The sequence below is a fragment of the Arthrobacter sp. ISL-28 genome (assembly GCF_018613875.1).
Taxonomy (GTDB): Bacteria; Actinomycetota; Actinomycetes; order Actinomycetales; family Micrococcaceae; genus Arthrobacter.
Window position 1 is genome coordinate 62,067 of record NZ_JAGGPJ010000002.1, and the last position, 24,836, is coordinate 86,902.

The 24,836-nt window shown below is 64.8% G+C and carries 22 protein-coding genes; 14 read left to right on the forward strand and 8 right to left on the reverse strand.

Features of this window, described 5'->3' with window-relative positions; genetic code table 11:
- Positions 1–127 precede the first annotated feature (127 nt).
- Both J7E80_RS01060 and J7E80_RS01065 read right to left on the reverse strand, forming a co-directional pair.
- Positions 128–1,561, reverse strand: a complete 1,434-nt coding sequence (locus tag J7E80_RS01060; RefSeq protein ID WP_215049629.1) for a sensor histidine kinase — start codon at positions 1,559–1,561, stop codon at positions 128–130.
- A complete protein-coding gene (locus J7E80_RS01065) occupies positions 1,554–3,134 on the reverse strand; it encodes a BTAD domain-containing putative transcriptional regulator (protein WP_215049630.1) in 1,581 nt (526 codons plus the stop codon). Before J7E80_RS01065 ends, J7E80_RS01060 begins: the two co-directional genes overlap by 8 nt.
- Before the next feature lie 615 nt (positions 3,135–3,749).
- Here J7E80_RS01065 and J7E80_RS01070 point away from each other — a divergent pair.
- The 4 genes from J7E80_RS01070 (at position 3,750) to J7E80_RS01085 (ending at position 7,069) form a co-directional block, all read left to right on the forward strand.
- Positions 3,750–5,360 (forward strand): cell wall metabolism sensor histidine kinase WalK, encoded by a 1,611-nt coding sequence (locus tag J7E80_RS01070; protein ID WP_215049631.1) that lies wholly within the window; start codon positions 3,750–3,752, stop codon positions 5,358–5,360.
- Complete coding sequence (locus J7E80_RS01075; protein ID WP_215049632.1) at positions 5,357–6,130, forward strand: response regulator transcription factor; 774 nt, start codon at positions 5,357–5,359, stop codon at positions 6,128–6,130. The genes J7E80_RS01070 and J7E80_RS01075 overlap by 4 nt, the downstream gene beginning before the upstream one ends.
- A 140-nt stretch (positions 6,131–6,270) precedes the next feature.
- The gene (locus J7E80_RS01080) at positions 6,271–6,699 is read left to right on the forward strand and encodes a hypothetical protein (RefSeq protein WP_215049633.1); all 429 of its coding nucleotides are present in this window, start codon (positions 6,271–6,273) and stop codon (positions 6,697–6,699) included.
- 49 nt (positions 6,700–6,748) lie between these two features.
- Positions 6,749–7,069: a hypothetical protein gene (locus tag J7E80_RS01085; protein ID WP_215049634.1), complete on the forward strand. Its 321-nt coding sequence runs from the start codon at positions 6,749–6,751 to the stop codon at positions 7,067–7,069.
- Between the two features lie 70 nt (positions 7,070–7,139).
- On the opposite strand, the gene J7E80_RS01090 is transcribed toward J7E80_RS01085, so the two are convergent.
- Together J7E80_RS01090 and J7E80_RS01095 are read right to left on the reverse strand one after the other, a co-directional pair.
- Complete coding sequence (locus J7E80_RS01090) at positions 7,140–7,535, reverse strand: hypothetical protein (protein ID WP_215049635.1); 396 nt, start codon at positions 7,533–7,535, stop codon at positions 7,140–7,142.
- Positions 7,536–7,616: 81 nt separating this feature from the next.
- A complete protein-coding gene (locus J7E80_RS01095) occupies positions 7,617–7,808 on the reverse strand; it encodes a hypothetical protein (RefSeq protein ID WP_215049636.1) in 192 nt (63 codons plus the stop codon).
- 91 nt (positions 7,809–7,899) lie between these two features.
- On the opposite strand from J7E80_RS01095, the gene J7E80_RS01100 reads away from it, so the two are divergent.
- The 4 genes from J7E80_RS01100 to J7E80_RS01115 all read left to right on the forward strand — a co-directional run bounded on the left by J7E80_RS01100 (position 7,900) and on the right by J7E80_RS01115 (position 13,181).
- Positions 7,900–8,823, forward strand: a complete 924-nt coding sequence (locus J7E80_RS01100; RefSeq protein WP_215049637.1) for a phosphatase PAP2 family protein — start codon at positions 7,900–7,902, stop codon at positions 8,821–8,823.
- Positions 8,824–8,967: 144 nt separating this feature from the next.
- Positions 8,968–9,822 (forward strand): class I SAM-dependent methyltransferase, encoded by an 855-nt coding sequence (locus J7E80_RS01105; protein ID WP_215049638.1) that lies wholly within the window; start codon positions 8,968–8,970, stop codon positions 9,820–9,822.
- Between the two features lie 262 nt (positions 9,823–10,084).
- Positions 10,085–12,295: a glycogen debranching protein GlgX gene (glgX, locus tag J7E80_RS01110; RefSeq protein WP_215049639.1), complete on the forward strand. Its 2,211-nt coding sequence runs from the start codon at positions 10,085–10,087 to the stop codon at positions 12,293–12,295.
- A gap of 457 nt (positions 12,296–12,752) precedes the next feature.
- Positions 12,753–13,181: a hypothetical protein gene (locus tag J7E80_RS01115; protein WP_215049640.1), complete on the forward strand. Its 429-nt coding sequence runs from the start codon at positions 12,753–12,755 to the stop codon at positions 13,179–13,181.
- 32 nt (positions 13,182–13,213) lie between these two features.
- On the opposite strand, the gene J7E80_RS01120 is transcribed toward J7E80_RS01115, so the two are convergent.
- Complete coding sequence (locus J7E80_RS01120) at positions 13,214–13,528, reverse strand: hypothetical protein (RefSeq protein WP_215049641.1); 315 nt, start codon at positions 13,526–13,528, stop codon at positions 13,214–13,216.
- A 10-nt stretch (positions 13,529–13,538) separates the two neighbouring features.
- Positions 13,539–14,270 (reverse strand): GAF and ANTAR domain-containing protein, encoded by a 732-nt coding sequence (locus J7E80_RS01125; protein ID WP_215049642.1) that lies wholly within the window; start codon positions 14,268–14,270, stop codon positions 13,539–13,541.
- Between the two features lie 202 nt (positions 14,271–14,472).
- Between J7E80_RS01125 and J7E80_RS01130 the strand changes: the two genes are divergently transcribed.
- On the forward strand, positions 14,473–15,219 hold the full coding sequence (locus J7E80_RS01130; RefSeq protein ID WP_215049643.1) for a GAF and ANTAR domain-containing protein: 747 nt from the start codon (positions 14,473–14,475) through the stop codon (positions 15,217–15,219).
- A gap of 18 nt (positions 15,220–15,237) precedes the next feature.
- Here the strand turns inward: J7E80_RS01130 and J7E80_RS01135 are convergent, their stop codons facing one another.
- Positions 15,238–15,915 carry a DUF6766 family protein gene (locus J7E80_RS01135; RefSeq protein WP_215049644.1) on the reverse strand — a complete coding sequence of 226 codons (678 nt, stop codon included), beginning with the start codon at positions 15,913–15,915 and terminating at the stop codon, positions 15,238–15,240.
- Positions 15,916–15,996: 81 nt separating this feature from the next.
- Positions 15,997–16,422 carry a hypothetical protein gene (locus J7E80_RS01140; protein WP_215049645.1) on the reverse strand — a complete coding sequence of 142 codons (426 nt, stop codon included), beginning with the start codon at positions 16,420–16,422 and terminating at the stop codon, positions 15,997–15,999.
- 404 nt (positions 16,423–16,826) lie between these two features.
- Here J7E80_RS01140 and J7E80_RS01145 point away from each other — a divergent pair, with 404 nt between their 5' ends.
- The 5 genes from J7E80_RS01145 (at position 16,827) to J7E80_RS01165 (ending at position 24,789) form a co-directional block, all read left to right on the forward strand.
- Positions 16,827–17,762: a hypothetical protein gene (locus J7E80_RS01145; protein ID WP_215049646.1), complete on the forward strand. Its 936-nt coding sequence runs from the start codon at positions 16,827–16,829 to the stop codon at positions 17,760–17,762.
- A 134-nt stretch (positions 17,763–17,896) separates the two neighbouring features.
- Positions 17,897–20,548, forward strand: a complete 2,652-nt coding sequence (locus J7E80_RS01150) for a DUF4118 domain-containing protein (RefSeq protein ID WP_215049647.1) — start codon at positions 17,897–17,899, stop codon at positions 20,546–20,548.
- On the forward strand, positions 20,523–21,194 hold the full coding sequence (locus J7E80_RS01155) for a response regulator (protein WP_215049648.1): 672 nt from the start codon (positions 20,523–20,525) through the stop codon (positions 21,192–21,194). Before J7E80_RS01150 ends, J7E80_RS01155 begins: the two co-directional genes overlap by 26 nt.
- Positions 21,195–21,352: 158 nt before the next feature.
- Positions 21,353–23,335 (forward strand): amino acid transporter, encoded by a 1,983-nt coding sequence (locus tag J7E80_RS01160; RefSeq protein ID WP_215049649.1) that lies wholly within the window; start codon positions 21,353–21,355, stop codon positions 23,333–23,335.
- Positions 23,336–23,352: 17 nt separating this feature from the next.
- On the forward strand, positions 23,353–24,789 hold the full coding sequence (locus J7E80_RS01165; protein ID WP_311380731.1) for a potassium transporter TrkG: 1,437 nt from the start codon (positions 23,353–23,355) through the stop codon (positions 24,787–24,789).
- Positions 24,790–24,836: the final 47 nt, after the last annotated feature.

The following is a 24,836-nucleotide window of genomic DNA, read 5'->3' on the forward strand; positions in this document are numbered from 1 at the left end:
TCCTTCGGACCGCTGTAACGGATTACAGATACCGCTGTTACAGGCTAAGGGACTGGGAGCCGGCCGGCCCGCGAGTCCCGCACGCGAGGCCACGACCGCACGCTGGCCACCAGTTCGCCGGCACCAGCTAAGGCACCGGCTGCGGGATCCCCGCCTCATCCGTAACTCCGTCGCTTACCGGGCCGGAAACAGCACGCGGGACACCTTCCATGCCCTCCGTTCCGATCCGCGGCCCGAACCGGGCGATCACAGTGGTTCCCTGTCCGGGACCGGACATCACCTGCAGGCTGCCTCCGGCTTCACCGATGGTGTCCCTCATGATCCGCAAGCCGAAGTGTCCATCAGGCGATCCCAGACTCTGGTCGAAGCCGCACCCATCGTCGTGGATCCGTATTTCGGAGCTGGGCCCTTCCTGCCTGAGCCGAAGTTCCACCGTGGTCGCCTTGGAGTGCTTGGCAGTGTTCGCCAGGGCTTCGCGTGCCACACGATAGAACAGGGTGGCACGGTCGCGGTCCAGCTCGCACCTGGGCGGAAGCTCCAGCGTGAGGCTGATGCCGCGTTCCTCGAGCGGATCGCCGAGCCGTGCAAGGGCGCCGCGCAGGCCGAGCCGGTTCAGGTCTGGCGGGTACAGCTCGCTCGTCATGGCACGCAGGTTCCGCACATTGTCCTGCAGGATCCGGCGGGCATCGGCGAAGAGCTGGCGCTGGCCCACCGGACGGTGCATTTCCTCGGATTCCAGCATGTAAGAAAGGCCCGAGAGGTCTTGGATGACTTCGTCGTGCAGGTCACGGGCAATCCGCTGGCGTTCCAGCTCCGAGGCCTCGATGGCCCGGCGGAGGAGACGGGTTCGGCCCGCTTCATAGGCTTGGATCCTCCGGGCCAGCCGCACTGCCGGGAGGAGCTGCGCCAATTGCAAGACGCCCAGCCCCAGCAGGAACGCCGGAGCCATGTCCACGAGGACCGCAACCTGTTCCTGGCGGACAGCATCGTCGTCGTAATAGGCCTCAAAAGCCAGGCGCTCACCGTTGGGCGCCGTCACGGGCACGTACACTTCCACCAGCTCGCCGGTGTCCACTCCACCCGCCTGCACCTCGTCCGCCTGCACTTCCAGCGTTGCTTTGATCTCCCTGCCGGCCAGGACGTCGGTGGCTTCATGCGGCAGGTCAAATTTCTGCCCGATGAGTTTCTCGTCGTCGGAGTACACCATGCGGCCCTCCGAGTCCCAGAGCCTGATTTCGAATACGGACCGCTCCACCACCCACGGACGCAGGCGCTCGTCCAGCCGGGCGATGGCTGCAGGGTCCCCCGCCAGCAAGGCCTCATCAAGGAGCGGCGCCACGATGTTCTGGGCCAAATTCTCCGTGGCCTGCTGCGAGTTCTCCAATGCGTGGCCTTCCGCTTCGGACCAGATCCAGAACCCTACCGGCGTGGTGACCACCACCAGGGCAACTAGACCCATGACCAGGAACTGCCGCACCGCATTGAAAACCTCGGAGCGTTCAGCCTGCGGCGACTCTATCGGGTGGAACAGCACGGGCTTCAGGAAGGACGGCCTAGCCATCAGACGGCTGCTCGAGCATGCCGCGCCGTGAAGCTTCCATAACCGATTCCAGCTGTGAATGAGTTCCCAGCTTGGCGAAGATCGCCTTGACGTAGCCCCGGCAGGTGTTCAGCGAGATGTCCAGCTTGCTGGCCACCTCCTTGGACCCATGACCTCCGGCCATCAGCCGGAGCACATCCAGTTCCCGGGGCGTCAGCACAGGAGCGCCCGGCTCCACTTCGCGCACGACAGGGGCCGGCTTCGGAGTGCTCATGCCCAGCTGCGCCACCAGTGACGGGTGAACCACCATGTTCCCTGCCCGTGCATAGCGGAGGGTATCCAGCAGCGTGGACAGGGAGCCGCCCTTGGGCAGGAAAGCGCAAATTCCCATCGAAGCCGCGGTGCGCAAGGCTTCCGGGGTCGGGTCGCCGGTCAGCATCACGATCCGCGTCTGCGGGGCATCCGCAAGGATGCGGGCAGCAGCGGTGAGGCCGTCGCCGTCGGGCAGGTGGTAGTCCATGATGACGACGTCGGGCTTAAGCGCCATGCTCTGTTCCACGCCGCTCTTGGCGGTGGTGGCCGAGGCCACGCTGCGGAGGTCGGGCTCCCGGTCCAGGGCTGCGGTGAGCAGTTCCGTGAAGGTGTTGTGGTCGTCGATGGTCAGGATGCTGATCTCCCGCGTGCTCTGCGATGAAACGGGAGGAAGGGGGGTATCGTCCTCGGACATGTCAGAGGCGTCATCGTCGCTCGCGGCGGTGGCCTGAAGCAGCCGGGCGTGCGCGTCCCGGAGTGCCCGTCCGGGGAGGCAGCCGATCTCCTGGTCCATGACCCGCCGGCAGCGTCCGTACGCCCGGAGCGCTTCCATGTACTGGCCGGATTCCTCGAGCCCCAGCACCAGCGCTGTCCAGGCCCGTTCGTTGATGGGATCATCCAGCAGCAGTTCGCTGGCCAGTGCCACGGCTCGTTCCGACTGCCCTACCGTGACGGCAGCCTCTGCAGCGCGTGCCTTAATGCTGGCCACGCGGGCTGCATGGAGTGACCGTTCCTCTTCGGCCCAGCCGGCCAGGAGCTCGTCGCCGAGCAGCGGCACGGAGGCGATCTCGAGTGCCTTTTCGAGCATCGTGTAGGATTCATCCGGGCTGGCGTGTCCCGCCTGCTTCAGGAGTTCGTCGAACCGGTCAAGGTCCAGGTCAACCATCGAGCGGTCAATCATGTAACCGCCGGTGACGGTCCTGAGCGCTCCGCCCTTGCCGGAACCCGGCTGCAGGTGGCGCCGCAGGACGCTGACGTAGCTTTCGAGGGTGGAGAGTGCCTCAGCGGGAGGCTGCCCGTTCCACAGGACGTCGATCAGGTGATTCTTCGAGACGGGTGTGCCCAGCTTGAGCAACAGAATCTCGAGTACCTGCCGGGGCTTCGGGCCGCCAAGCTCGTGAGACCCGATGACCACGTTTCCGCGGCGGACCTTGAGCGGACCCAGGATGTTGATGGACAGCCGCGCCGGCGCTCCGCCTGCCCCCTTTACGGTTGTCGTGAGGAACTCGTCGTCGTGGGCTCTCCGTGACCAGCGAGTATCCTCTGCAACTGTCTGAACCATGTGTGCACCTACTATCCCCATGTACTGCATTCCCCAATGAATGGCGTGAACCTCATGTTTGCCAATGAGGCAAGTACAGGCACGAGTAGCGAGTACTCGATTTTTTGGGGAAGGACTACTTGGATGCGTCGTCGGCCAGGAGCCGTCCCTTAACTTGCAGGACCGGCAGCAGCCCACCGCTCCCCCTGCAACTGTGGGGACGGGACGTGCGGGAGGCCTTCACTTTGCCAAGTTTTTCCCAAGAATGCGGGGGTACTTTGGTATTACCGCAGTTCCGAGCGGCTTCACGCGATCCTTGCTCCCCGGAGGACCGCCAGATAGGCATGGAATGAGTGAACCAATGACGCGGACCGTCGCAGTACCGGGTGCAACCAAGTACTCCGCACGCCGGACTGTGGGTACTGCCCGCGTCGCCTCCGGGGATGAAAAAATTTCTGCGGCCGCCGGGGAAATCTGCACACCGTTTTGCGAACAATCCTGGCCACCACAGCTGCGCCGCCCGTCTGATGCGGCCCGGCCGCCACAGCTGCGCCGCCCGTCTGATGCGGCCCGGCCGCCACAGCTGCGCCGGCCATCCGGCCGACCCCTGCCACGGCCCCTGCCAAGGGACCGACAATGACTTCCCCCAGTTCCCTGCTGGCGGAGCTGCGGTCGGAAATCCAATCCGTCCGCTTCCGGGTGCTGGCAACACTCCTGGTATTTATGGCGGTAGGCCTTTTGGTCTCCGGCGCAGTCACGCACGTTGCGCAGCTGGCCAGCCTCGATGACCGCGTGAATGAGGAGCTCGCGCAGCCACGGAAGAACCTGAGCAATCTGGTCAAGCCTGCCAGGGGGAGTCCAGGATTTGACTCGCTGGACGAACTGTTCACCCTGTTCCTGAGGGCGGAAACGCCGGGCGGCCACGAGTCCCTGATGACCATGGTCCGGGATGGCAATACGATCCTTCCGGTCAGCCAGCCGACTAACCTGCAGGAGCAGGAGGTCAGGGACCAAATCTGGGCTTGGAGCCGTTCCGGTGAGACGGTGGTCCGCGACACTGAGATCGATGGCCGGGCGGTCCGGCTCTCCATAACCTCGGTGACGTTGGCGGGCCGGCCAGGCGAAGGGCTCCTGGTGGTGTCCAGCGAGATCGGGCGGCAGCGCGACGAGGTCGTGAATTCCATGTGGATCAACGCCGCCGCGGCCCTGGCAACCCTGGCGGCGGCGGGCGTTGCCGGGTACATGGTCACAGGACAGCTGCTCGGCCCGATCCGGCGGTTGCGCGAAGCAACCCAGAACACCACTTTCGAAGACCTGACCAAACGCGTGGAGGTCCCGGAGACCACGGATGACGTCGCTCTGTTGGCAATGAACTTCAACCATATGCTGGAGCGGCTGGAGTCCGGCTTCGACAATCAGCGCCGCTTCGTCCATGATGCCAGCCATGAACTGCGCACGCCCATGACGGTCATTCGCGGCTATCTGGAATTGCTCCGCGCGGGGGATCCCGACGATGTAAACCAGACCCGCGTCCTGCTCCTGGATGAGCTGGACCGGATGCAGGTGCTGGTGGAGGACCTGCTGATCCTAGCGCGCAGCGACCGACCCGATTTCGTATCCCCGGAGTGGATCGAGGCGGACATCTTCCTCGAGAACGTCCTGAACCGTGTCAAGGTCCTTGGTCCGCGCCAGTGGCAGCTGGACACCAAGCCGGGCGGCCTGATCCGGGCGGACCGGCACCGGTTAACGCAGGCGCTGGAACAGCTCGCGGCGAACGCGCTCAAGTACACGACCGAGGAGGACAGGATCTCCTTTGGGGCGGCCTGGGCAATGAACGACGACGGCGGCGCACCTTTGGGTGCCCGGCCGCGCCCTTCGACTGACTTGGAAATTTGGGTGTCGGACACGGGCAGCGGCATTCCGGCCGAAGACCATGAGCGCATCTTCGAACGCTTCGGAAAGGGCCGCAATTCCGGTTCCGAGGGTTCCGGGCTGGGGCTTTCCATCGTCAAGGCCATCGTGGTGGCGCACGGCGGAACTGTCCGACTGGAATCGGATGTGGGCAAGGGAAGCCGGTTTGTGCTGCGCATCCCCTCAGGGGGCGGCGACGGGCCGTCAGAAGAAATAACCGTCGAGACGACGAGAGCTCAGCCCCCGAAAAGAGCACATGCACCGAACGCGAAACCCCGGGTGACAGGTCCGTCCTCGGGTGCTGCCTCCCTCTCGAGTGCCGGAGGCACTCCGTGACCCGCATCCTCATCGCCGACGACGAGCCCCGCATCGCGGCCTTCCTCGAAAAGGGCCTCACAGCAGCGGGATACACCACCACGCAGGTCTCGGACGGCGTGAAGGCACTGGACTATGCCTCGTCCGGCGAATTCGACCTCCTCATCCTCGACATCGGGATGCCGCGCATGGACGGGCTGGCAGTCCTCCAAAACCTCCGCGCCATGCACTCCACCCTCCCGGTCATTGTCCTCACGGCTGCGGACAGCCTGGAGAGCACAGTCTCCGCGCTTGAGGGCGGGGCGGACGACTACATGACCAAGCCCTTCCGCTTCGAAGAGCTGCTCTCGCGCGTGAAGCTGCGGCTGCGCGGCAGTTCGCCCGTCACGGCAGCGCCCACGCTGGTCTGTGGCGACCTGACACTGGACGTCAACCAGCGGACTGCGGAGATCCGTGGGCGTGTCATTGAGCTTTCCGCCCGGGAGTTCGTCATGGCGCGGACGCTCATGGAGAACGCGAACCGCGTGCTGAGCCGCGAACAGTTGCTGAGCCGGGTGTGGGGCTACCACTTCGAGGGGTCCTCGAACGTGGTGGACGTCTACGTGCGGTACCTGCGGCACAAACTCGGCCCTGAGCGCATCCAGACCGTCAGGGGCGTGGGTTACCGCCTCGTCTGCCTGCCCGCTGCCCGCGGCACCGTGGCCGGCGGCACCGCGAACGGCACCGTCATCGGGGACTTGAACGGCGACCCGAACGGGGACCCGGACGGCCAGGAGCCCGCCCCGGTTTAGCCACCCCGCGGCCCCGAAGCCAGGTTCGCCGATCCGGGCACAGCCCTCGCTGTGCCGGATGAGAGGATTCTCATCCACGTCTCATCCTTGCCTCACCTTCGCGCCTCACAGTGGAGGCACCAGCGAGGGAAGGCGGAGGGGTGAAAAAGTGGTCGTTGCTGAGCGTCCCGCTGCTCGCCCTTGCCGGCTTGGCGGTATGGGTGGCACAGGCCCCTGCCGATGCGCCGGCCGACCACGCCGGCGTCGTCATTCACGAGCCCGTCCAGCAGGCGCTTGTCCCCACCTCCACCGACGCCACATCCAGTGATGCCGCCGCGTCTCAGGGCGCGGGTCCGATGGCTACACCCCTTGCGACGGCCAAGCCCACGGCTCCTTTCCTCAAGTCTGCACCGCTCAGTCCCGCGTCCACCGAGTCCGCACCGGATGAGGGCTACGCCGGCGGGGATCCGGGCGATGTCCAGCACGTCCAACCGACGCAGATCACGTCTCCCGCTGTGGCCTCCGACGGCGGCGTATCACACGTGGAACTCGACGACAACGGCGGCAGCGGGGGCAGCAGCGATGACTAATCCCCAGCGCGCCGGCAGCCCAGAAATTTCCGAGACGAAGGAGCACAAGATGCACACAAAATATCGCGACCTGCATGAACCCATCCCGCCGGAGCGATGGGGATATACCGCCGGAGGGCCGAACGCCCAGCCCTCCACCGTCACCGTTGACGATTCGGAACTGCACCAACAGGTCCTGGACATCATCCAAAACGTGCTGTCCACCGCCGACCCGCGGTCGGACGTGCGGCGGCGGCTGCTCCGGCACCTGGCGGAGAACCCGGGGCATCCGGAGCAGGCCCTGCTGGACCACCTGCGGGAAAGGAACCGGCGCGGCGGTCCTCCGCAGCCGGCAGGTGGGCGCGGCTCCCGGCTTGATCCGCACCGTTAGCACCAGGAGCAGCACCGCTAACAGCGGGCAGCTGCGTTAACAGCGGGAGCAGCTCCGCCAGCGCCAGGATTTAGAAGAGCAGGAGCACGAATCCTCCGACGGTGCACAGGATGCCGACCGAGGTGAGGATCCAGCCGAGGATCAGGACAATGTTGTCGTGCTTCGGCGGCCTCAGGCCCCAACGGGAGGGGTGGCAGATGTCGTAGTGGAGTTTCACTTCGTTTCCTGCCACCAGTCCCTTCGCGACCTCGGCGTCCACGAGGGTCTGCCGCGGGACATTCTCCTGGTCGGTCCAGCGGAATCCGGTGAAGCCGCCCGCGGTGTAAACCTCGCCCGTGGTGGCGGTCCAGACACAGCGGCGCCGCTGAATAACCAGTCCCCACACCAGGAGGGGCACGCCGGGAATGAACCCCACCCACGTCATCATTTCCAGGATGGGGCCCAAAACATCCACTGGTCCGGCCATGCTCAAACTCTATCTGCCGGTCGGCATGCTCGAGACCGATAAGTCCTGCGCGTGAAAACCCCGCTCTGCGCGTGAAACCCCTCAGCTGCCGGTTTCCTCCGGGTTTTCCCGGGTCCGTTCCACCTCGGGGCTGTCCCCCTGCTGGGGGATGAAATCGGGGTCGAGCTTGCTGCTCAAGTCGCCGGCCGGCGAGGTGCTGGGGGCCGCATCCTTGTCGCGGTCCGTGCCGTCCTCGTTCCGGCCGCTGCGGGTTTCGTCTGAGTTTTCAGTCATGTGCCCAACGTAATCCGCGCCTGGTGCGGTGTCGAGGATTCACACCCGGCAGACAGCCGACTCCCAGCATTCTGTGACACCCTTGTTGTTGATGACTCTCCAGCTCAGGAACCCCCGACGCAAGCAGCCCCCGGGCCGGATGCGCCTCGCCAGGGGCACCGGCTTCCTCTTTGCCGTGGCCACCCTGGCCTGTGTGACCGGGCTGGCGGCCACCTACTACTACTTTGTCCGCACCACCACCGGCCAGTTCATCGACGAGTCAGCCCTGGTGGAGGCCGTGGCCATCCATGGGCCCGCGGGCAAGGTCACTACCCGGTTCCTGGACTGGCTGCCCACCATCTCTCTGGTGATGGCCGCCGTCGTCGTTCTTCTGGTCACGGTGATTCACCGCCGCTGGCGGGCCGCGGGCATTGCGCTCCTGGCGTGCCTGGGGGCGAACCTCGCCGCGCAGGTGCTCAAGGCGCTGTTGCCGGCGCGGCCGGCCCTGGGGGTGGAGACGCTGGAGCTGAACTCGCTCCCGTCCGGGCACACGACGCTGGCTGCCTCTGCCGCTGCGGCTGTATTCCTGATGGCGTCGCCGCGCTGGCGGCCGCTGGCAGGGTTTGTGGGCGGCAGTTTCGCGATCGCGTCGGGGATGTCCACGCTGGTGAACCAGTGGCACCGGCCTGCCGATGTGGTGGCCGCGTTCCTGCTGGTGGGCTGTTTCATGATTCCTGCGGGCTGGCTGATCATCCGTTCGGGCAGCCAGGAGTGGAATGTCTGGGACGGTTTCAACGGGCACTGGGCATCCGCGCGGCTGTGGATCGGGCTGCCGGTCGTGCTGGGGCTGGTGTCGGCGGCTGTGGCGGTTTATTCGCTGGTCAGGATCGCGCCGCTGCCGGGCCGGGAGGACAGCACCACCAGTTACTTCTGGGCGGGGATTTCGCTGATCGTGATCGCCGGGTACCTGGCCACAGTGGCCACGACGTCGCTGTTCGCCTACGCGGCCCGACGGCGGGACGCACCAAGGCGTTAGCCGAGCCTCCCGCCTCCCCACCCAACCAGGTAGCGAACACTTCCTTTACAACCCCGGCGCCGAAGCCCAGAATAAGTCGCACCACAGCCTCCACTGGCATTCCAGCGCGCTGACCAATTCCTGCATGAGCAGAGGGGCGCCGACATGACTGACCAAGCCGATAAAGCTGTAGCTGACCGGGCCCTGAAGGAAAAGCACCGGGCAATGTGGGCGCAGGGCGACTACCCCGCACTCGCGACCGAACTCATCCCGGACCTCGGCGCCATCCTGGTGGAGGCCTGCGGGGTCAAACCGCGCCAGCGGGTCCTGGATGTGGCCGCCGGGGCCGGCAACGCCGCCATTCCCGCCGCCATGATGGCCGCCGAGGTGGTGGCCGCCGACCTCACGCCGGAGCTGTTCGACGCCGGCCGGCGCCAGGCTGCCGACCGCGGCGTGGAGCTGGAATGGGTGGAAGCGGACGCCGAGGCCCTGCCGTTTCCGGACGGCGAGTTCGACGTCGTGATGTCCTGTGTAGGGGTCATGTTCGCCCCGCACCATCAGGCGAGCGCCGACGAACTGGTGCGGGTGTGCAAGCCGGGCGGGACCATCGGCCTGCTGAACTGGACACCCGAGGGGTTCATCGGGCAGATGTTCGCCGCCATCAAGCCGTTCGCTCCCCCACCGCCGCCGGGAACACAGCCACCGCCGCTGTGGGGCAGCGAGGCCCACGTGCGTAAGTTACTCGGTGACCGCGTCACCGACATCGAGGCTCACAAGCAGCGGGTCACAATCACCAGCTTCCACAAGCCCGACGATTTCCTGCACTACTTCAAGTCCCATGACGGCCCCACCATCTCTGTCTACAAGTACCTTGCCGGGGACGAGGACAAGGTGAAGGCCCTGGATGAGGCCCTCAGTGAGCTCGCAGCGACCTATAGCGACGCCCACGGTGACGCACCCTCGCAGATGGACTGGGAGTATTTGCTGCTCACCGCCAAGAAGGTGCGGGCCGGACATTGAACAGCCTGTGGGCCTTCGCGGCTTCCGCCGCGAACCCCGGTGTGCCTGTGGCCATCACCCCCTGCCGTGACGCCCGCCGCGCCGAAAGCAGCAGGATGCCCGCCCGCTGCCAGGAAGAAGCCCGCGGGTGAGCCAGCCACTCCGCGGAAGAGGCCGTTCTTGGAGAATCTAGTAAGTGTGCTTAGTATTGCCCGTACAAGTGGCACGCGGGCCCTGAATAACAGAACATCAAACAACAGAACATTCAGCACCAGGAGTAGTCATGGAAGTCTGGCCGGGCAACGCGTATCCGCTGGGTGCAACCTTCGACGGGGCGGGGACGAACTTTGCGGTGTTCAGCGAGGCGGCCAGGGCCGTCCAGCTGTGCCTGTTCGCCGACGACGGCACCGAGACGCGCGTGGACCTCATCGAAGTGGACGGTTACGTCTGGCACTGCTACCTGCCGCAGATCCAGCCGGGGCAGAAGTACGGGTACCGCGTGCACGGGCCCTACGATCCGGCCAAGGGGCAGCGGTGCAACCCGAACAAGCTGCTCCTGGATCCCTACGCCAAGGCCATTGCCAGGCAGGTGGACTGGCACCCGTCCCTGTTCTCCTACAACTTCGGCGACCCGGCCTCCCGGAATGACCAGGACTCCGCCGCACACACCATGCTGGGCGTGGTGATCAACCCGTTCTTCGACTGGGCCGGGGACCGTCCACCCAAGATCCCGTACCACCGCTCCGTGATCTACGAGGCCCATGTCAAGGGGCTCACCCAGCTCCATCCTGAGGTGCCCGAAGAGCAGCGCGGCACCTTTGCCGCCGTCGCGCATCCCGCCGTCATCGCGCACCTGCAGCGACTGGGCGTCACCGCCATCGAGCTGATGCCCTGCCACCAGTTCGTCAACGACGGCACGCTGCAGGAGAAGGGGCTGAGCAACTACTGGGGCTACAACACCATCGGTTTCTTCGCGCCGCAGAACACGTACAGCTCCATCGGCGAGATGGGCCAGCAGGTCCAGGACTTCAAGGCGATGGTCCGCTCACTGCACCGTGCGGGCATCGAGGTGATTCTCGACGTCGTCTATAACCACACGGCGGAAGGGAACCATCTGGGGCCGACCCTGAGCTTCAAGGGCATCGACAACTCCGCCTATTACCGGCTGGTGGACAGCGACAAGCAGCACTACATGGATTACACCGGCACCGGCAACACGCTGAATGTGCGGCACCCGCACTCCCTGCAGCTGATCATGGATTCGCTGCGGTACTGGGTCACGGAGATGCATGTGGACGGGTTCCGCTTCGACCTCGCCTCGGCGCTGGCCAGGGAGTTTTACGACGTCGACCGGCTCTCCACGTTCTTCGAACTGGTGCAGCAGGACCCCATCGTGTCGCAGGTCAAGCTGATCGCCGAGCCCTGGGATGTGGGGCCGGGCGGCTACCAGGTGGGCAACTTCCCGCCGCAGTGGACGGAATGGAACGGCAAGTACCGGGACACCGTGCGGGATTTCTGGCGGGGCGAGCCGGCCACGCTCGGCGAGTTCGCGTCGCGGCTCACAGGATCGGCCGACCTGTACGAGCGGTCCGGGCGGCGGCCGGTGGCCTCCATCAACTTCGTCACCGCGCACGACGGCTTCACCCTGCGGGACCTCGTGTCCTACAACGAGAAGCACAACGAGGCCAACGGCGAGGGCAACCGGGACGGCGAATCGCACAACCGTTCCTGGAACTGCGGGGCGGAAGGCCCCACCGCGGACCCGGAAATCCTGAAGCTGCGGGCGAGGCAGCAGCGCAATTTCGTGGCCACGATGCTGCTGTCGCAGGGCGTGCCGATGATCCTGCATGGCGACGAGCTGGGCCGCACGCAGCAGGGCAACAACAACGTGTACTGCCAGGATTCGGCGCTGAGCTGGATCAACTGGGACACCGTGGATCACCCGCTCATGGAGTTCACGGCGGCGGTCAACCGCCTGCGCGCCGAGCACCCCACCTTCCGGCGCAGCACCTTCTTCGACGGCCGCCCGGTGCGGCGCGGAAAGGGCGAGAAGCTGCCGGACATTGTGTGGCTGAACGAGGACGGCATGGAAATGCTTCCGGAGGACTGGGGCCGCGGCTTCGGCCGCACCATCGGTGTGTTCCTCAACGGGGACGGCATCCAGGGCCAGGATGACCGCGGCCGGCGGATCAGCGACGTGAACTTCCTGCTCTACTTCAACGCGCACGACGACGACGTCAAGTTCACGCTCCCGTCCGGTGAGTTTGCGGCCGCCTGGGACATGGTGATCAACACCGCCGGAACAGGAGTGGACCGCGGACCGGTTGACGCCGGCTCCGTGCTGAAGGTGTGCGCGAAATCCATGACAGTGCTCCGCGCCCGCGCCCTGTCACAGCCCGAGCCGAACCTGTCCATCGCGCCGTCGCTGGCGGTGCTGTCGCAGAACCACAATCCGGAGACCGCGGCGGTGACGGCCCCGGCGCAGACGGTGTAGGGCTGGACCTCCCCGGAAGCCGGCCACTGACCGCTGGCCCGACTCTGGACAGAATGACCGGAACTACGTAAATTCGAGAGAGGAATCGGCACCGTTGATGCGGGACCGAACCCCCTTTCCGGTTGCGTGCACGGCCGGGAAGAGTAGCTGCTGTAGCCTCATGGCGGCACATGATGCACAGGCGGAAAGAGCCTACGATGGGCGTCTCGCACTTCGAGCAGTTTCTTGACCAAGCCACTTCCTTTGACCCTGATACAGACTGTCCCCTGGGACGCGACTGTCTCTACGGTCTTTACACCAGCTGGTGCCTGCTTCACGGCCATGATCCCCAATCGGACACTGCCTTCTGGGCGGCCATGCGCCGGTGCGGGATCGACCTGGGCAACACGCGCCTCAGAATGAAGGGGCCGGCTGCAGCTGACTACATCCTGTCCAGCTACCCCGCCCTGGTCTGATCGTGTCCATCAGTTCAAACGCGCATGTTCCAGGCGGCACGCACTTCCCGGGCGGAAGGCCGCTGCGGTGCAGGACGTGCCGGAACGACACCCATCTGGTCATCAGGGCCATTGAATCCCACCAGGGGCCGGCGGATGCACTAGTGGACGTGTCCTACACCTGTGCCTCCTGTGGACGGCACCACGCCCACGTGGCCGACGTCGCCGATGTGGCGTTCATCCTGAACCGGCAGGGAAACGTGTCGGACGTCTTGGTCTTCGGCGGACACTACATCCACTGCGGACGGCCGATGGAAAGGGCCGGGCACGAACTCCGTAGGCTTCACGCGCCCGCGAGCACCAGCCGCCCGGACGGTGAAGCATTGGACGTGTACTTGTCCACCCGTGTGATCAGGTGCGCCTGCGGCTTTCAGATGGAGCTGCCGGAATAGGGGCTGCGCCACACGCACCCTGCGAAGTCCGGCTAGGCAGGCGGGTAGTTGCGTCTATCGGACTGTAAGGGGTCACGGGCGCCGCCGGGAAGGAAATCCTCCGAGTACGGCGCCCGTGGCGGTGGCGGCAGTTCATCGATGAGCTCGTTCGCGGCCTGCGCGAGCAGGTCGCGCTGCACCTCCGGAAGCCGAAAAATGCCCTGGACGTAGGCGTCGGTTTCATACTCGCTCGCTGACCCTCCGAGGCTGAAATAACGCAGCCAAAGATCGCCAGTGCTGATGCCGGCTTGATGCATGGCCGCGTGAAGGAACTCGGCCTGTTGCTTCTCCGGATTGCCGAACTGCATCCTGCCTCCCTCACCCCGGTCCGGGCTTCCCGCCGGCTGATGCGGCTTGGACAAGATCAGCAGACAGCTGATGTAGCGGTGATTTCTGCGTGCGGGCGAGCCGGAGAAGTTCCTGCATCGCTTCTTCCGCGCCCAGATTTTCCCGCTCCATAAGGACCCCGCAGGCGCGGTTGATGGAGTCCCTGCCGGCCAAGGCGGCAATAAGTGCCTCACTGATCCGTTGCGGCGTCTCACGTCCTTGGATGTTGGCGAGCAAGGTGGCCGCGGGCATGGCGAACTTTTCCAGCAACAGGCCCGTACCGGCGTCGTAAACCGATGGAACGGCCGCATAGATCTTCAGGGCGCCGAGGCTCCCTGTTTCAGTCCGCAACGGTGTGCTCACCACCGACCTGACGGGCAGCGAAGCCACGGCCTGGCTCCAGAGCGGCCAACGGCCGTCACTGGCGACGTCCTCGACGACGACGGTCTCATCAGATGCCCAAGCGGTCAGGCACGGACCTTCGCCAAGTTCATACTGTACAACGTCGGCCTGTTCCACGATTGCGTCGGTTGCCCCTCGACTGGTCCTGCGTCCCTGATCATTGAGAAGCGAGACGCCGGCACCGCTTGTTCCAGGAATGGCGTCCTTGGCCGCTTCGGCGAGAAGCTGCACGGCGCGGTCCACCTTTTCCTCCGTGAGGAGCAGTCCCTTGAGGCGCGCAAAAACCAGGGACAGTTCATCGAGTGGCAGTTGGCTGGACATGGAGGCCTTCTTAGAAGTTGCAGGGCATCGCTGCCACTACTGGAGGCCCTCTGCTAGGCCTTAGGTCAGGTCACATAGTTCCCGCCGATAGTTTCAGCATAGTCGCGGGACGGGACATTGGGGGCGCGGGAAGATGTAATCTGGGAGTTAGTTCTGAAGTGGGCGGAAAATTCTTTATTCACCCTTCTAAGCGAGGAACCCGATGGTTGCAGAAGCCGGCCCGGAATCTTCAATGGACATTGCAGTCCGTTTGCAGGACCTGGTGCTCTACAGCAGTGACGTCGAGGATTTCCTCAATGAGCTCGCTGCGTTGTCCAGCTCATGGTTCTCAGCGCCCGGCCGGATGGTCCACTGCGGAATCACCCTGCTGCGGCGAAAGAAGTCCGCCACCGTCGCCAGCAGCGATGCCCAGGCCCACGAGTTGGACGAGATCCAGTTGGCCTTTAGGGAGGGCCCCTGCCTGACAGCCATGGAACGAATGGAAACCGTCCTGGTCCCGGACCTGCGGCAGGAACATCGCTGGCCCGAATACGTTGCCGCAGCCTCTGGGCATGGGATCCATTCCATCCTTGCCGTCCCGCTGGCGGTGGAGGGAGAAACCAGAGCCGCGATCAACCTGTTTGCCAGCCGGCCGCATGCCTTCTCGAGCCAGGACATTGACGACGCCGAAGGCTACGCCGAAAACGCTTCGAAAACTCTCCGGCTTGCCCTCCGGATCGCGCAACTGACTGACGCCCGGAACAACCTCGCAGCGGCGATGGAATCCCGGACCACGATCGACGTGGCCACCGGCGTTATCATGGCGCAGAACCGGTGCAGCCAGGAATCGGCCTTCAAAATCCTCAGGAGCGCTTCCAACACGAGGAACGTAAAGCTGCGGGAAGTCGCAACGGGGATCGTAGCCTCAGTCGCCGAAGGCCAGCCGCCGACGACGTACTTCGACGAATAGGCAGCCTGCTCCCCAGTCCTAGTTGCTGACCCCTGTGGCGTCATGTGCTTCACCCACAGGTTTGGATTCAGGCGAACCCCGCTGGCGCAGGTAGACGCTGAGGATGACCATGGACCACACGGCCAGGAACTCCGACTGCCAGTTCTGCAGGGTGCGGTTCCAGAATTCGGCGGAAGCCACATATTCACTCCAGGTGCCGGGGTCCTGCAGGTTGGAGATCTGGTCCTCGGCAAATGCGCTGAAGCCCGCAACGGACTGGACCAGCCAGGACAGGATGAAGACCGTGGCCATGACCAGCCCCAGTGAATTGGCGAAAATCCAAGTCTTCACGCCCCCGGTCTTCGCCCATTTCGGGGATTCAGGCTTGGCGAACTTTCCAATCAGCTGATCCTCTTCGGACCCGTGGCCGCGGTCCTCGATCGCTTTGGATTCAGGCGAACCTTTCTGGACCAGCCACACGGTCAGGACGATAAAGAGCAGGAACTGAAGGTACTCGGACTGCCAGTTTTCGGCCACGTCCACGACAAAGCTCGACGACGTCACGTATTGCCAGAAGCTGATGCCTTCCAGATTCTCTGCCGTCTGCTGTTCATTGAAATAGGCGAGTCCGCTGAACGCCTGGCCCGCCAAGGAGCCAAAGAACAGCGCAGCGAACGTAATGCTCAGGCCATTCGTGAGCAACGGGTTGTGCTTCATCGGCCCATCACCCCGATGAAGAACATGTATGCCAGCCCGACGGCGATGACGCCCAGACAGATCCAGAAAGCCCAGCGCATGTCAGCCACCCTCCAGTTCACAGTCGTAGGGACGTTCACCCCGGGAAGTGCATCCGGCTGCCGTGATCTTCCAGTGGCCCCCGGTTTTGGTCAGGAACACAGTGTCTTCATCCAGGAAAACCTGCGCGCTTGAGCCGAAGGCCTTGCTCTCGTTCGCCCGGGTTGCGGGCGGCAAGTCCAGGGCTGAGAGCTTCTCGCCGCAGGTGCCGGCGGAGCCGTTCTCGAGCTTCTCCACAACGGCCGGCGCCAGGAGCTCGCAGCCGGCCGAAGGATCCCCCGAGGACACCATTTCGTGGAATTCGACGGCGACTTGGGCAGCAGCATCGGCCCCCGGATTAGAACCAGAGCAACCGGCGACTGCAAGAACCATGGATGCCAGCGCCGCCACCGGCATTAGTTGGGCCGGTCCCGTCATTCTGAAGCGCATATGCTAAGGCTCCTTACTAATTCTGACCTTAGCGTACATCGGAAACGGTGAATCCGCCCCTGCGACACCTTTGACGCAACCCTCCCCAGCCCTCCCTCACATCCCGCCGCCCAAACCCCAACCCTCCCTCACATCCCGCCGCCCAAACCCCAACCCTCCCTCGCATCCCGCCGCCCAAACCCCAACCCTCCCTCACATCCCGCCAACCTTCGCTCCTTCGGCTGCCGGTACTTGGGCGATAAGCGGCACAGGCAGGGCTGCCCCCATTACAGGTGGGGGGTATGCGTCCAAGGTTTTCAAAAGTTCGCCAATGCACTATGGGTTCCTCGCACTTTCCGGGCCAGGGAGTCTATGCGGCAGTCACCAAGCTGGCCACGGCTTCACCACCCCGAAGGAATCTGATCATGCTCGTTTGCACCCGAGATATCATCATCGGTCTGCTCACGCTGTTCGTGATCAGCACGGGCGTCGGCGACGCCCAGCCTCAGACCACGGGGGCCCAGCCCCAGATCATCGACGCCCAGCCTCAGACCACGGGGGCCCAGCCCCAGATCATCGATGCCCAGCCTCAGACCACGGGGGCCCAGCCCCAGATCATCGACGCCCAGCCTCAGGCCACCGGGGCCCAGCCCAAGACCACCGCCACCCAGCCTGAGGCCACCGACGTATCGTCGTCCGTCATGGCAACCCAAGGATCTACGCTCGATCCCGCACGGGCGCCCTACGGCTCCGGTCAGTTGGGTGCGTGGCAGGCCAACACCAACACCATCTCCACGCCAACGCAGTTCAAGAACACCGTGGCCCGCAACGGCGTGCTGATGGTCGGTGACTCAATCGCCAACCAGGCGGACTACATGTACGCCTCTCGCGTCTTTGCCGCCCACGGACTGCCCACCGCCGTCAACCAGTGGCCCGGTCGCCCGACCAAGCCCGCCGTCGACTGGCTCGTGGCTCACGCCGACTTGATCCCCGCGCGCGGGGTCGTCATGGCCACCGGAGCCAACGACATCTTCAACCCCGCCGGCTGGTGGCAGCAGGTGAAACGCGTCATGGCCGCCGCAAACGGCAAGCCGGTCTACTGGATCACCGTCCATGTGGATCGCTGGAGCGGCACCGCCGATCGCCGGGTGGCGGACATGCGCAACAGCGCGTGGATCAACGACCAGCTCTACTCGATGGCACGCAGCTACCCCAACCTGGTCGTTGTTGATTGGCACGCCAGGCTGTCTCAGGGCTACAACGAATCCCTCGTGGCCACCTGGCTCAAGGACGGCGTCCACCTCACCCCCATCGGCATCGACGGCTGGTGCGATCTGCTCGCGCTGAGGATGCGGCTGTAACCATGACCATCTGTTCCCAATGTTGCGGGAACGGTCAGCCAATCAAAGAGACCACCAGCGCTGGAGCGGGTACCGTCCGAGCTTCTGCTGATGCTTTTGCTCGGTCTCAGGGCGGATGAGTGAACAATGGAACCATGGCACGAGGCAATTTGCGCATTTTCCTGGGAGCTGCGCCCGGGGCGGGCAAGACGTTCGCCATGCTGGAAGAAGGCCGCCGGCTGCGGTTCGAGGGGTCGGACGTCGTCGTTGGCGCCGTCTCCGTTCGCGGCAGGGCGGAAACGGAAGCACTCCTGCAGGGCATGGAGCAGTGCCCGCCGCCGCCGTCGGGGTCAATGGAGCAAACAGAACTGGATGTCACCGCCATTCTGGAGCGGGCGCCCGGAGTCGTCCTCGTAGATGACTATGCCGGCAGCAGCCGTTCAGGCGGTTCCCGCTGGGAAGAGGTAGCCGCCCTGCTGGATGCGGGCATTGACGTGATCTCCACTCTGGACATCCGCAACCTTGAGTCTCTGTCCGACGTCGTCCGCAACATCACTGGAGTCCGGGAGCAGAACACGGTTCCGGACACTGCGGTGCGGAGCGCCGACCAGATCGAATTGGTCGATGCCTCCCCCGAACTGCTCCGCCAGCGGCTGGGGGAAGGCAAGATCTACCCCAGCCAGGAAGAAGCGGATCTGGCACTGGCCGGCGATTTCCGGACGGGCACCCTTACCGCTCTCCGGGAACTTGCGCTGCTGTGGCTGGCCGAGCGGGTCGATGCCGGGCTGTCCGACTATCGGACCCTGAACAACATCAGAGGCAGCTGGCAGACGCGGGAGAAGATCGTTGTCGGCCTGACCGGAAAGCCGGAGGACCAGGCCCTGATCCGGCGCGCGGCACGGATGTTGGCCGGCGCTGCAGGCGGGGAGCTCCACGCGGTCCATGTCCGTACGAACACCGACGAGAGCGAGTTGTTTTCCGGGAAGGAGTTGGAACTGCAGCGCAAGCTCACGCGGGACGTCGGCGGCGTTTTCCATGCTGTCGGCGGAGAGGACGTTGCCGTAACGCTGCTGGAATTTGCGCGGAGCATCAACGCCAGCCAGATCATTCTGGGGGCATCCCGGCAGCACTCGCTGGTCCGTTTCGGACGCGGAAGCGTGGCAAAAGTCCTGCGGAACGCAGGCGACATCGACATTCACCTCGTCGCGCAGGATGTTCCGACAAGGGGGAACGTCCGGCGGGCCCCCTCGAGGCTGGGCCGCCGCAGGGAGATTCCGGCGTTCGTCCTTGCAGCCGGTTTGCCGCCGCTCCTGCAACTCGCATTGGACCTTCTCCCGCATCAGCAGCTTTCCACGGACATGCTGGTCCAACTGACCGGCATTGTCGCGGTTGCACTGGTCGGAGGTCTTTGGCCAGCTGTGGCAGCCGCGGTTCTCGCTGGGCTGATCGTCAATTACTTCAGCGTCAGGCCGGTCGGTTCGCTCTCGGTGCTCGACCCGGAAAACGTTCTCGCGTTGCTGATTTTCCTCCTCGTCGCCGTATCCGTGTCCCTGGTGGTGGACAGATCGGCCAAGCGCAGCAAAGAGGCTCGTCGTGCTGGGGCAGAGGCGTCCATCCTAGGCGAGTTGAGCCGGCGGGCCGTTGCTGAGGGAAGCAGCATCCCGGCGTTCCTGGATCAGGTCCGCGAACATTTCCAGGCGGCCGGAACCGGGCTGTGGGTCCGCCGTCGATCCGGTCCCCGTGATACTGGCGGCTGGACTCTTCTGGAATATTCCGGGGCTTCCCGGCCGGACACGCTGTCCGATGCGGACAGCATCGAACAGCTGGATGAGGACCGGATCCTGTCGCTGACAGGCCGGGAACTCTCGCAGGACGATCGGCGGTTGCTGACCGCGTTCGGAGCGCACCTGCTGGCCATGCTCCAGCGCGAGGAACTCACCGCCAGCCAGCGTGAGAACCTGCGCCTGGCGGAGGGCAACAAGATGCGAACCTCCATTCTGCGGGCCGTATCCCACGACCTCCGCACACCCCTGGCGGGTATCAAACTTGCCTCCAGCAGCCTCCGCGACAAAACCATCACGCTAAGGCAGGAGGAGCAGGAAGAACTTCTGGCCACCATTGAGTCCGGAGCGGACCGCCTGGACGGCCTCGTCAGCAACCTCCTGGACATGTCCAGAATCACGGCCGATTCAGTCGCGCCGCACATCGGTCCGGTGTACTGGGCGGACGTCGTCGGGGAGGCCCTCCGGGGAACGGCATCGGAACGGCTGCGGGTGCTCCTTCCGGACAATATGCCCCCGGTCGATGCGGACCCCGGCATGCTTGAGCGGGTGATCGCCAACCTCGTGGAAAACGCCCTGAAGTATGCGCCGGAATCCGACGTTGTTATCGCAGGAGCGGTGGGCGGTTCCGGCAGTGCGAGAATTGGCACTATCCCGGCCAGTGAACTTACCGTGGTCGATCACGGCCTGGGTATTCCTGCCGAGGAGGTCCTGGCTATGTTCCGTCCGTTCCAGAGGGCCGACGACACCAATCCCGGGACAGGGATCGGGCTGGGGCTGGCCGTGGCGAAAGGCTTCACCGAGGCAATGGGCGGAGTCCTGTTGGCTGAACCGACGCCGGGCGGCGGCCTGACCATGGTGGTCCGCCTGCCGCTGTCCACGGGAGCAGTGCCCGGAGCGGCGCCGGGAGCGGCGCCCGGACCAACGCCCGCGGCAGCGCCCGGAGCGGCGCCCGGAGCACCGCACGGAGCAGCGCCCGCGACGAGCCCGAGAGGACACCATGCAGGCAGTGCTGATAGTCGATGACGAAGTCCAGATCCTCCGCGCATTGCAAATCAACCTGAACGCGCGGGGGTACTCCACCGTCACCGCGTTCACCGGGCAGGGTGCCCTGGAGCAGGCCGCGCGGCATCCCGTGGACGTCGTCGTGCTGGACCTCGGGCTGCCGGATCTCGACGGCGTAGAGGTGATTCGCCGGCTGCGGCGCTGGAGTGACGTGCCCGTCGTCGTCCTTTCCGCCAGACACGGCTCGGATGACAAGATCCAGGCCCTGGATGCGGGCGCGGACGACTACGTGACCAAGCCGTTCGGCATGGATGAACTCCTGGCGAGACTCCGTGCCGCGCTGCGCCGCGGAACGTCAGGGGACGCTCCCGTTGTGGAAACCGAGGATTTTGTCGTGGATCTTGCGGCGAGACGGGTCACCCAACGGGGCATTGCCGTCCGGCTGACCCCGACCGAGTGGAACATCCTGGAACTGCTGGCCCGGAACAGCGGTGCCCTCGTCACGCATGACGAGTTGCTGACCCATGTGTGGGGACCCGCCTACTCGGGCGAGACCGGATATCTGCGGGTCTACCTCGCGCAGCTCAGAAGGAAGCTTGAGCCCGATCCGGCCAATCCCCGCCACCTGCTAACCGAGACAGGGCTCGGCTACCGCTTTCAGGAATGACGCGCTTTCAGGAATGAGCCGCCGGCGTTACCGTCACGACGGCGGAGGGGCATTAAGAAAGCGTTAATATCCCCCGAATCACCCAAGGATGCTGTCCGGGCCGGTGCTACGCTCCGGTGGTTATCAGGCCTGTTCCCGCAGTACAGAAAGACACGTCATTGACGGCATCCGCCCAGTTCTCGATTCCAGCGACCGTTCCAAAACCCGCACCGGAAACTGAGCCCGGCACTTCCCTGGTCAGGTGGCTGCTGGAACACCAGGTCCACCGGCCAGTCGGGCCCGAAACAGCCGAAGAGCATGCACCGCAGCAGAGCTGGTGGAAGGTCATGTGCCTGACGGGCGTGGACTACTTCTCGACCCTGTCGTACCTGCCAGGCATCGCAGCCCTCGCCGCCGGCGCCCTGTCTCCGCTGGCCACCCTGCTGATCGTGGCGCTGACCCTGCTCGGCATGCTGCCGATGTACCGGCGGGTGGCCAAGGAAAGCCCGCATGGGCAGGGTTCCGTGGCGATGCTGGAAAACCTGCTGCCCTTCTGGCGGGGCAAAGTCTTTGTGCTGGTCCTGCTCGGCTTCGTAGCAACGTCCTGGATTATCACCATCACCCTGTCCGCTGCCGACGCCACCGTCCACCTGCTGGAGAATCCTTATCTGCCTCCGTTCCTGGAAGGCCAGGCCGTCGCCGTTACGGTGGTGCTCCTCCTGATCCTTGGCGGGGTCTTCCTGCTCGGTTTCACCGAGGCCGTTGCCGTAGCCATCCCGCTGGTGGGGGTTTTCCTCGTGCTGAACGCCGTCATCATCGGAGCAGGAATTTACGACGCCGTCACGCAGCCGGGTGCCTTGGCTGACTGGACCGCTGCACTCACCTCGTTCGGCGGAGGGTTCGGTGACATCGCGGGCCCCGCCCTCGTGGCGTTCCCGCTGCTGGTCCTCGGGCTCTCCGGCTTCGAAACGGGTGTCAGCATGATGCCCTTGGTAGCAGCCAAGGGCGCCACACCCGAGGAACAGCTGGCGTGCAGGATCCGGAACACCCGCAGGCTCCTCACCACAGCCGCCGTGATCATGAGCATCTACCTGATCGGCAGCAGCTTCGTCACCACGGTCCTGATCCCGGCAGAAGCATTCCAGGAGGGCGGCGAGGCCAACGGCCGGGCCTTGGCCTACCTGGCCCATGAGCGCCTCGGCAACGGCTTCGGCTCCGTCTACGACGTCAGCAGCATCCTTATCCTCTGGTTCGCTGGTGCGTCCGCGATGGCCGGACTGATCAACATCGTCCCGCGCTACCTGCCGTCCTACGGCATGGCCCCGGACTGGTCGCGCGCAGTGCGGCCCGTCGTCCTCGTCTACACCGCCATCAGCATCCTCATCACCATCGGCTTCAACGCCGATGTCAATGCCCAGGCCGGGGCATACGCCACCGGAATCCTAGCCATGATGGTCTCCGGGGCCATTGCCGTCACCATCTCCGCCATCCGGAAGAAACAGCGCGTTCCCGCCGTCGGATTCACTGTCCTGACGGTGGTGATGCTCTATGCCCTGGCCGCGAACGTCATCGAAAAACCCGACGGCATCGCCATCTCGGCGTTCTTCATCCTCGGCATCGTGGCGGTCTCCCTGGTCTCACGGGTGAGCCGGACTACCGAGCTCCGCGTGGACCGGATCGAATTCGACGAGACCGCCCGCCGCTTCATCACCGACACACTCGACTACGACGGGCGGATCAATCTCATCGCCAACCGCCCCCAGGCCCGGGATGCGGCCGAATACGCCGGCAAGGAAGCCGTGCAACGCGAAAACAACCCCGTCCCAGGAACCGCCGACGTCATCTTTCTGGAAATTGACATCACCGACCCCTCCGAATTCAGCGAAGTGCTGGAGGTGCGGGGCGTTGAAGTGGACGGACACCGCGTCCTGCGCGCGGAAAGCCCGGCCGCGCCGAACGCCATCGCAGCCATCCTCCTGGCCCTCCGCGACGCCACCGGAGTCCGCCCCCACGCCTACTTTGAATGGTCCGAAGGCAACCCCCTGGCCCACCTCATGCGCTACTTGCTGCTCGGCCGTGGCGACACGGCGCCGGTGGTCCGCGAAATCATCCGCGAGAACGAACCGGCCCCGGACCGCAGGCCGGGCATCCACGTAGGATGAGCCGGGAGGCGACCCGGGTGAGGCCCAAGACCGCGGGCACTGACACAGCCCATACGCTCAAAGATGCGCTGCAGGTCGTTCTTCGGAACGGGAAGGACGGACAGGCCAGGAAAGAGAGCGCGATCCGGCGCGCCCTCTCCCATCCGGTCCGTTCTGTTCCCCTGGCATTCCTCTCCGTCATCATCGTCGGCGCCGGGCTCCTGGTTCTGCCCATATCCCGGACCGGCAGTGACCCCGACGCTCTTATGGCCGCACTGTTCACCTCGGTTTCCGCCGTCTGCGTCACGGGTCTGATCACCGTGGACACCGCCACGTACTGGACGCCCTTCGGCCAAGGCGTGATTCTGGGGCTCATCCAGGCCGGCGGGTTCGGCATCATGACCCTCGCTACCCTGCTGGCTCTGCTGGTACGCAAGAGCATCGGACTTCGTGGCCAGCTCGTAGCGCAGTCAGAAACGCACACCCTGAACCTCGGAGATGTCCGGGCAGTGCTGTTCCGGGTCGCAAAAATCATGGTCATGTTTGAAACGGCCGCGGCCATTGTGTTGACCGCACGCTTCTGGATCGCCTACGACGAGAACCCGGCCACGGCCTTGTGGCACGGCACCTTCCATGCCGTCTCAGGCTTCAACAACGCCGGCTTTTCCCTCTACAGCGACAACCTCATCGGCCTCGCCGAAGACCCCTGGATCATCATCCCCATCTGTGCTGCGATTATCGCCGGAGGACTCGGGTTCCCGGTGATCATCCAGCTGATGCGCGGTGACATCAAGGTCAGGCAATGGAACGTCCACCTCCGACTAACCATCTACGGCACTTTGGTACTGCTGGCTGCCGGCATCGCGCTCTTCGCAGCCTTCGAGTGGAACAGGAACGAGACTCTCGGGCAGCTCTCCTTCCCGGGCAAGCTGCTGGGGTCCCTCGCCGGCGCCGTCTTTCCCCGTACTGCGGGGTTCAACAGCATCGACTACGGCGCCGCGGCGCCGGAAACGCTCATGGTGACCAACATCCTGATGTTCATCGGCGGAGGAAGTGCCGGGACGGCAGGAGGCATCAAGATCACGACGTTCCTCGTACTGGCATTTTCCATCTGGAACGAGGTCCGCGGCCGTGATCAAGTTACCGTGGCCCACCGCTCCATCAGTTCCTCCTCGCAGCGCCAGGCGCTGTCCGTTGCCCTGCTTGGCGTAGCCGCCGTCGTCGGGGGCACCATGCTGCTGCTCATGTTCACGGACTACAGCCTCGAGAAGGTACTGTTCGAATCCATCTCAGCTTTCGCCACCGTCGGCATGAGCACAGGCATCACCTACAACCTGCCCCCGGCTGCGGAATGGGTGCTGATGGCACTCATGTTCACCGGCCGCATCGGCACCGTGACTGTCGCCTCTGCACTCGCCCTCTCCGCACGCCCTCGGCTCTACCGGCTGCCTGAGGAAAGGCCGATCATCGGATGAGACCGCGCCGTATCCACAAACCCATACCCTCCCTCACATCCCGCCCC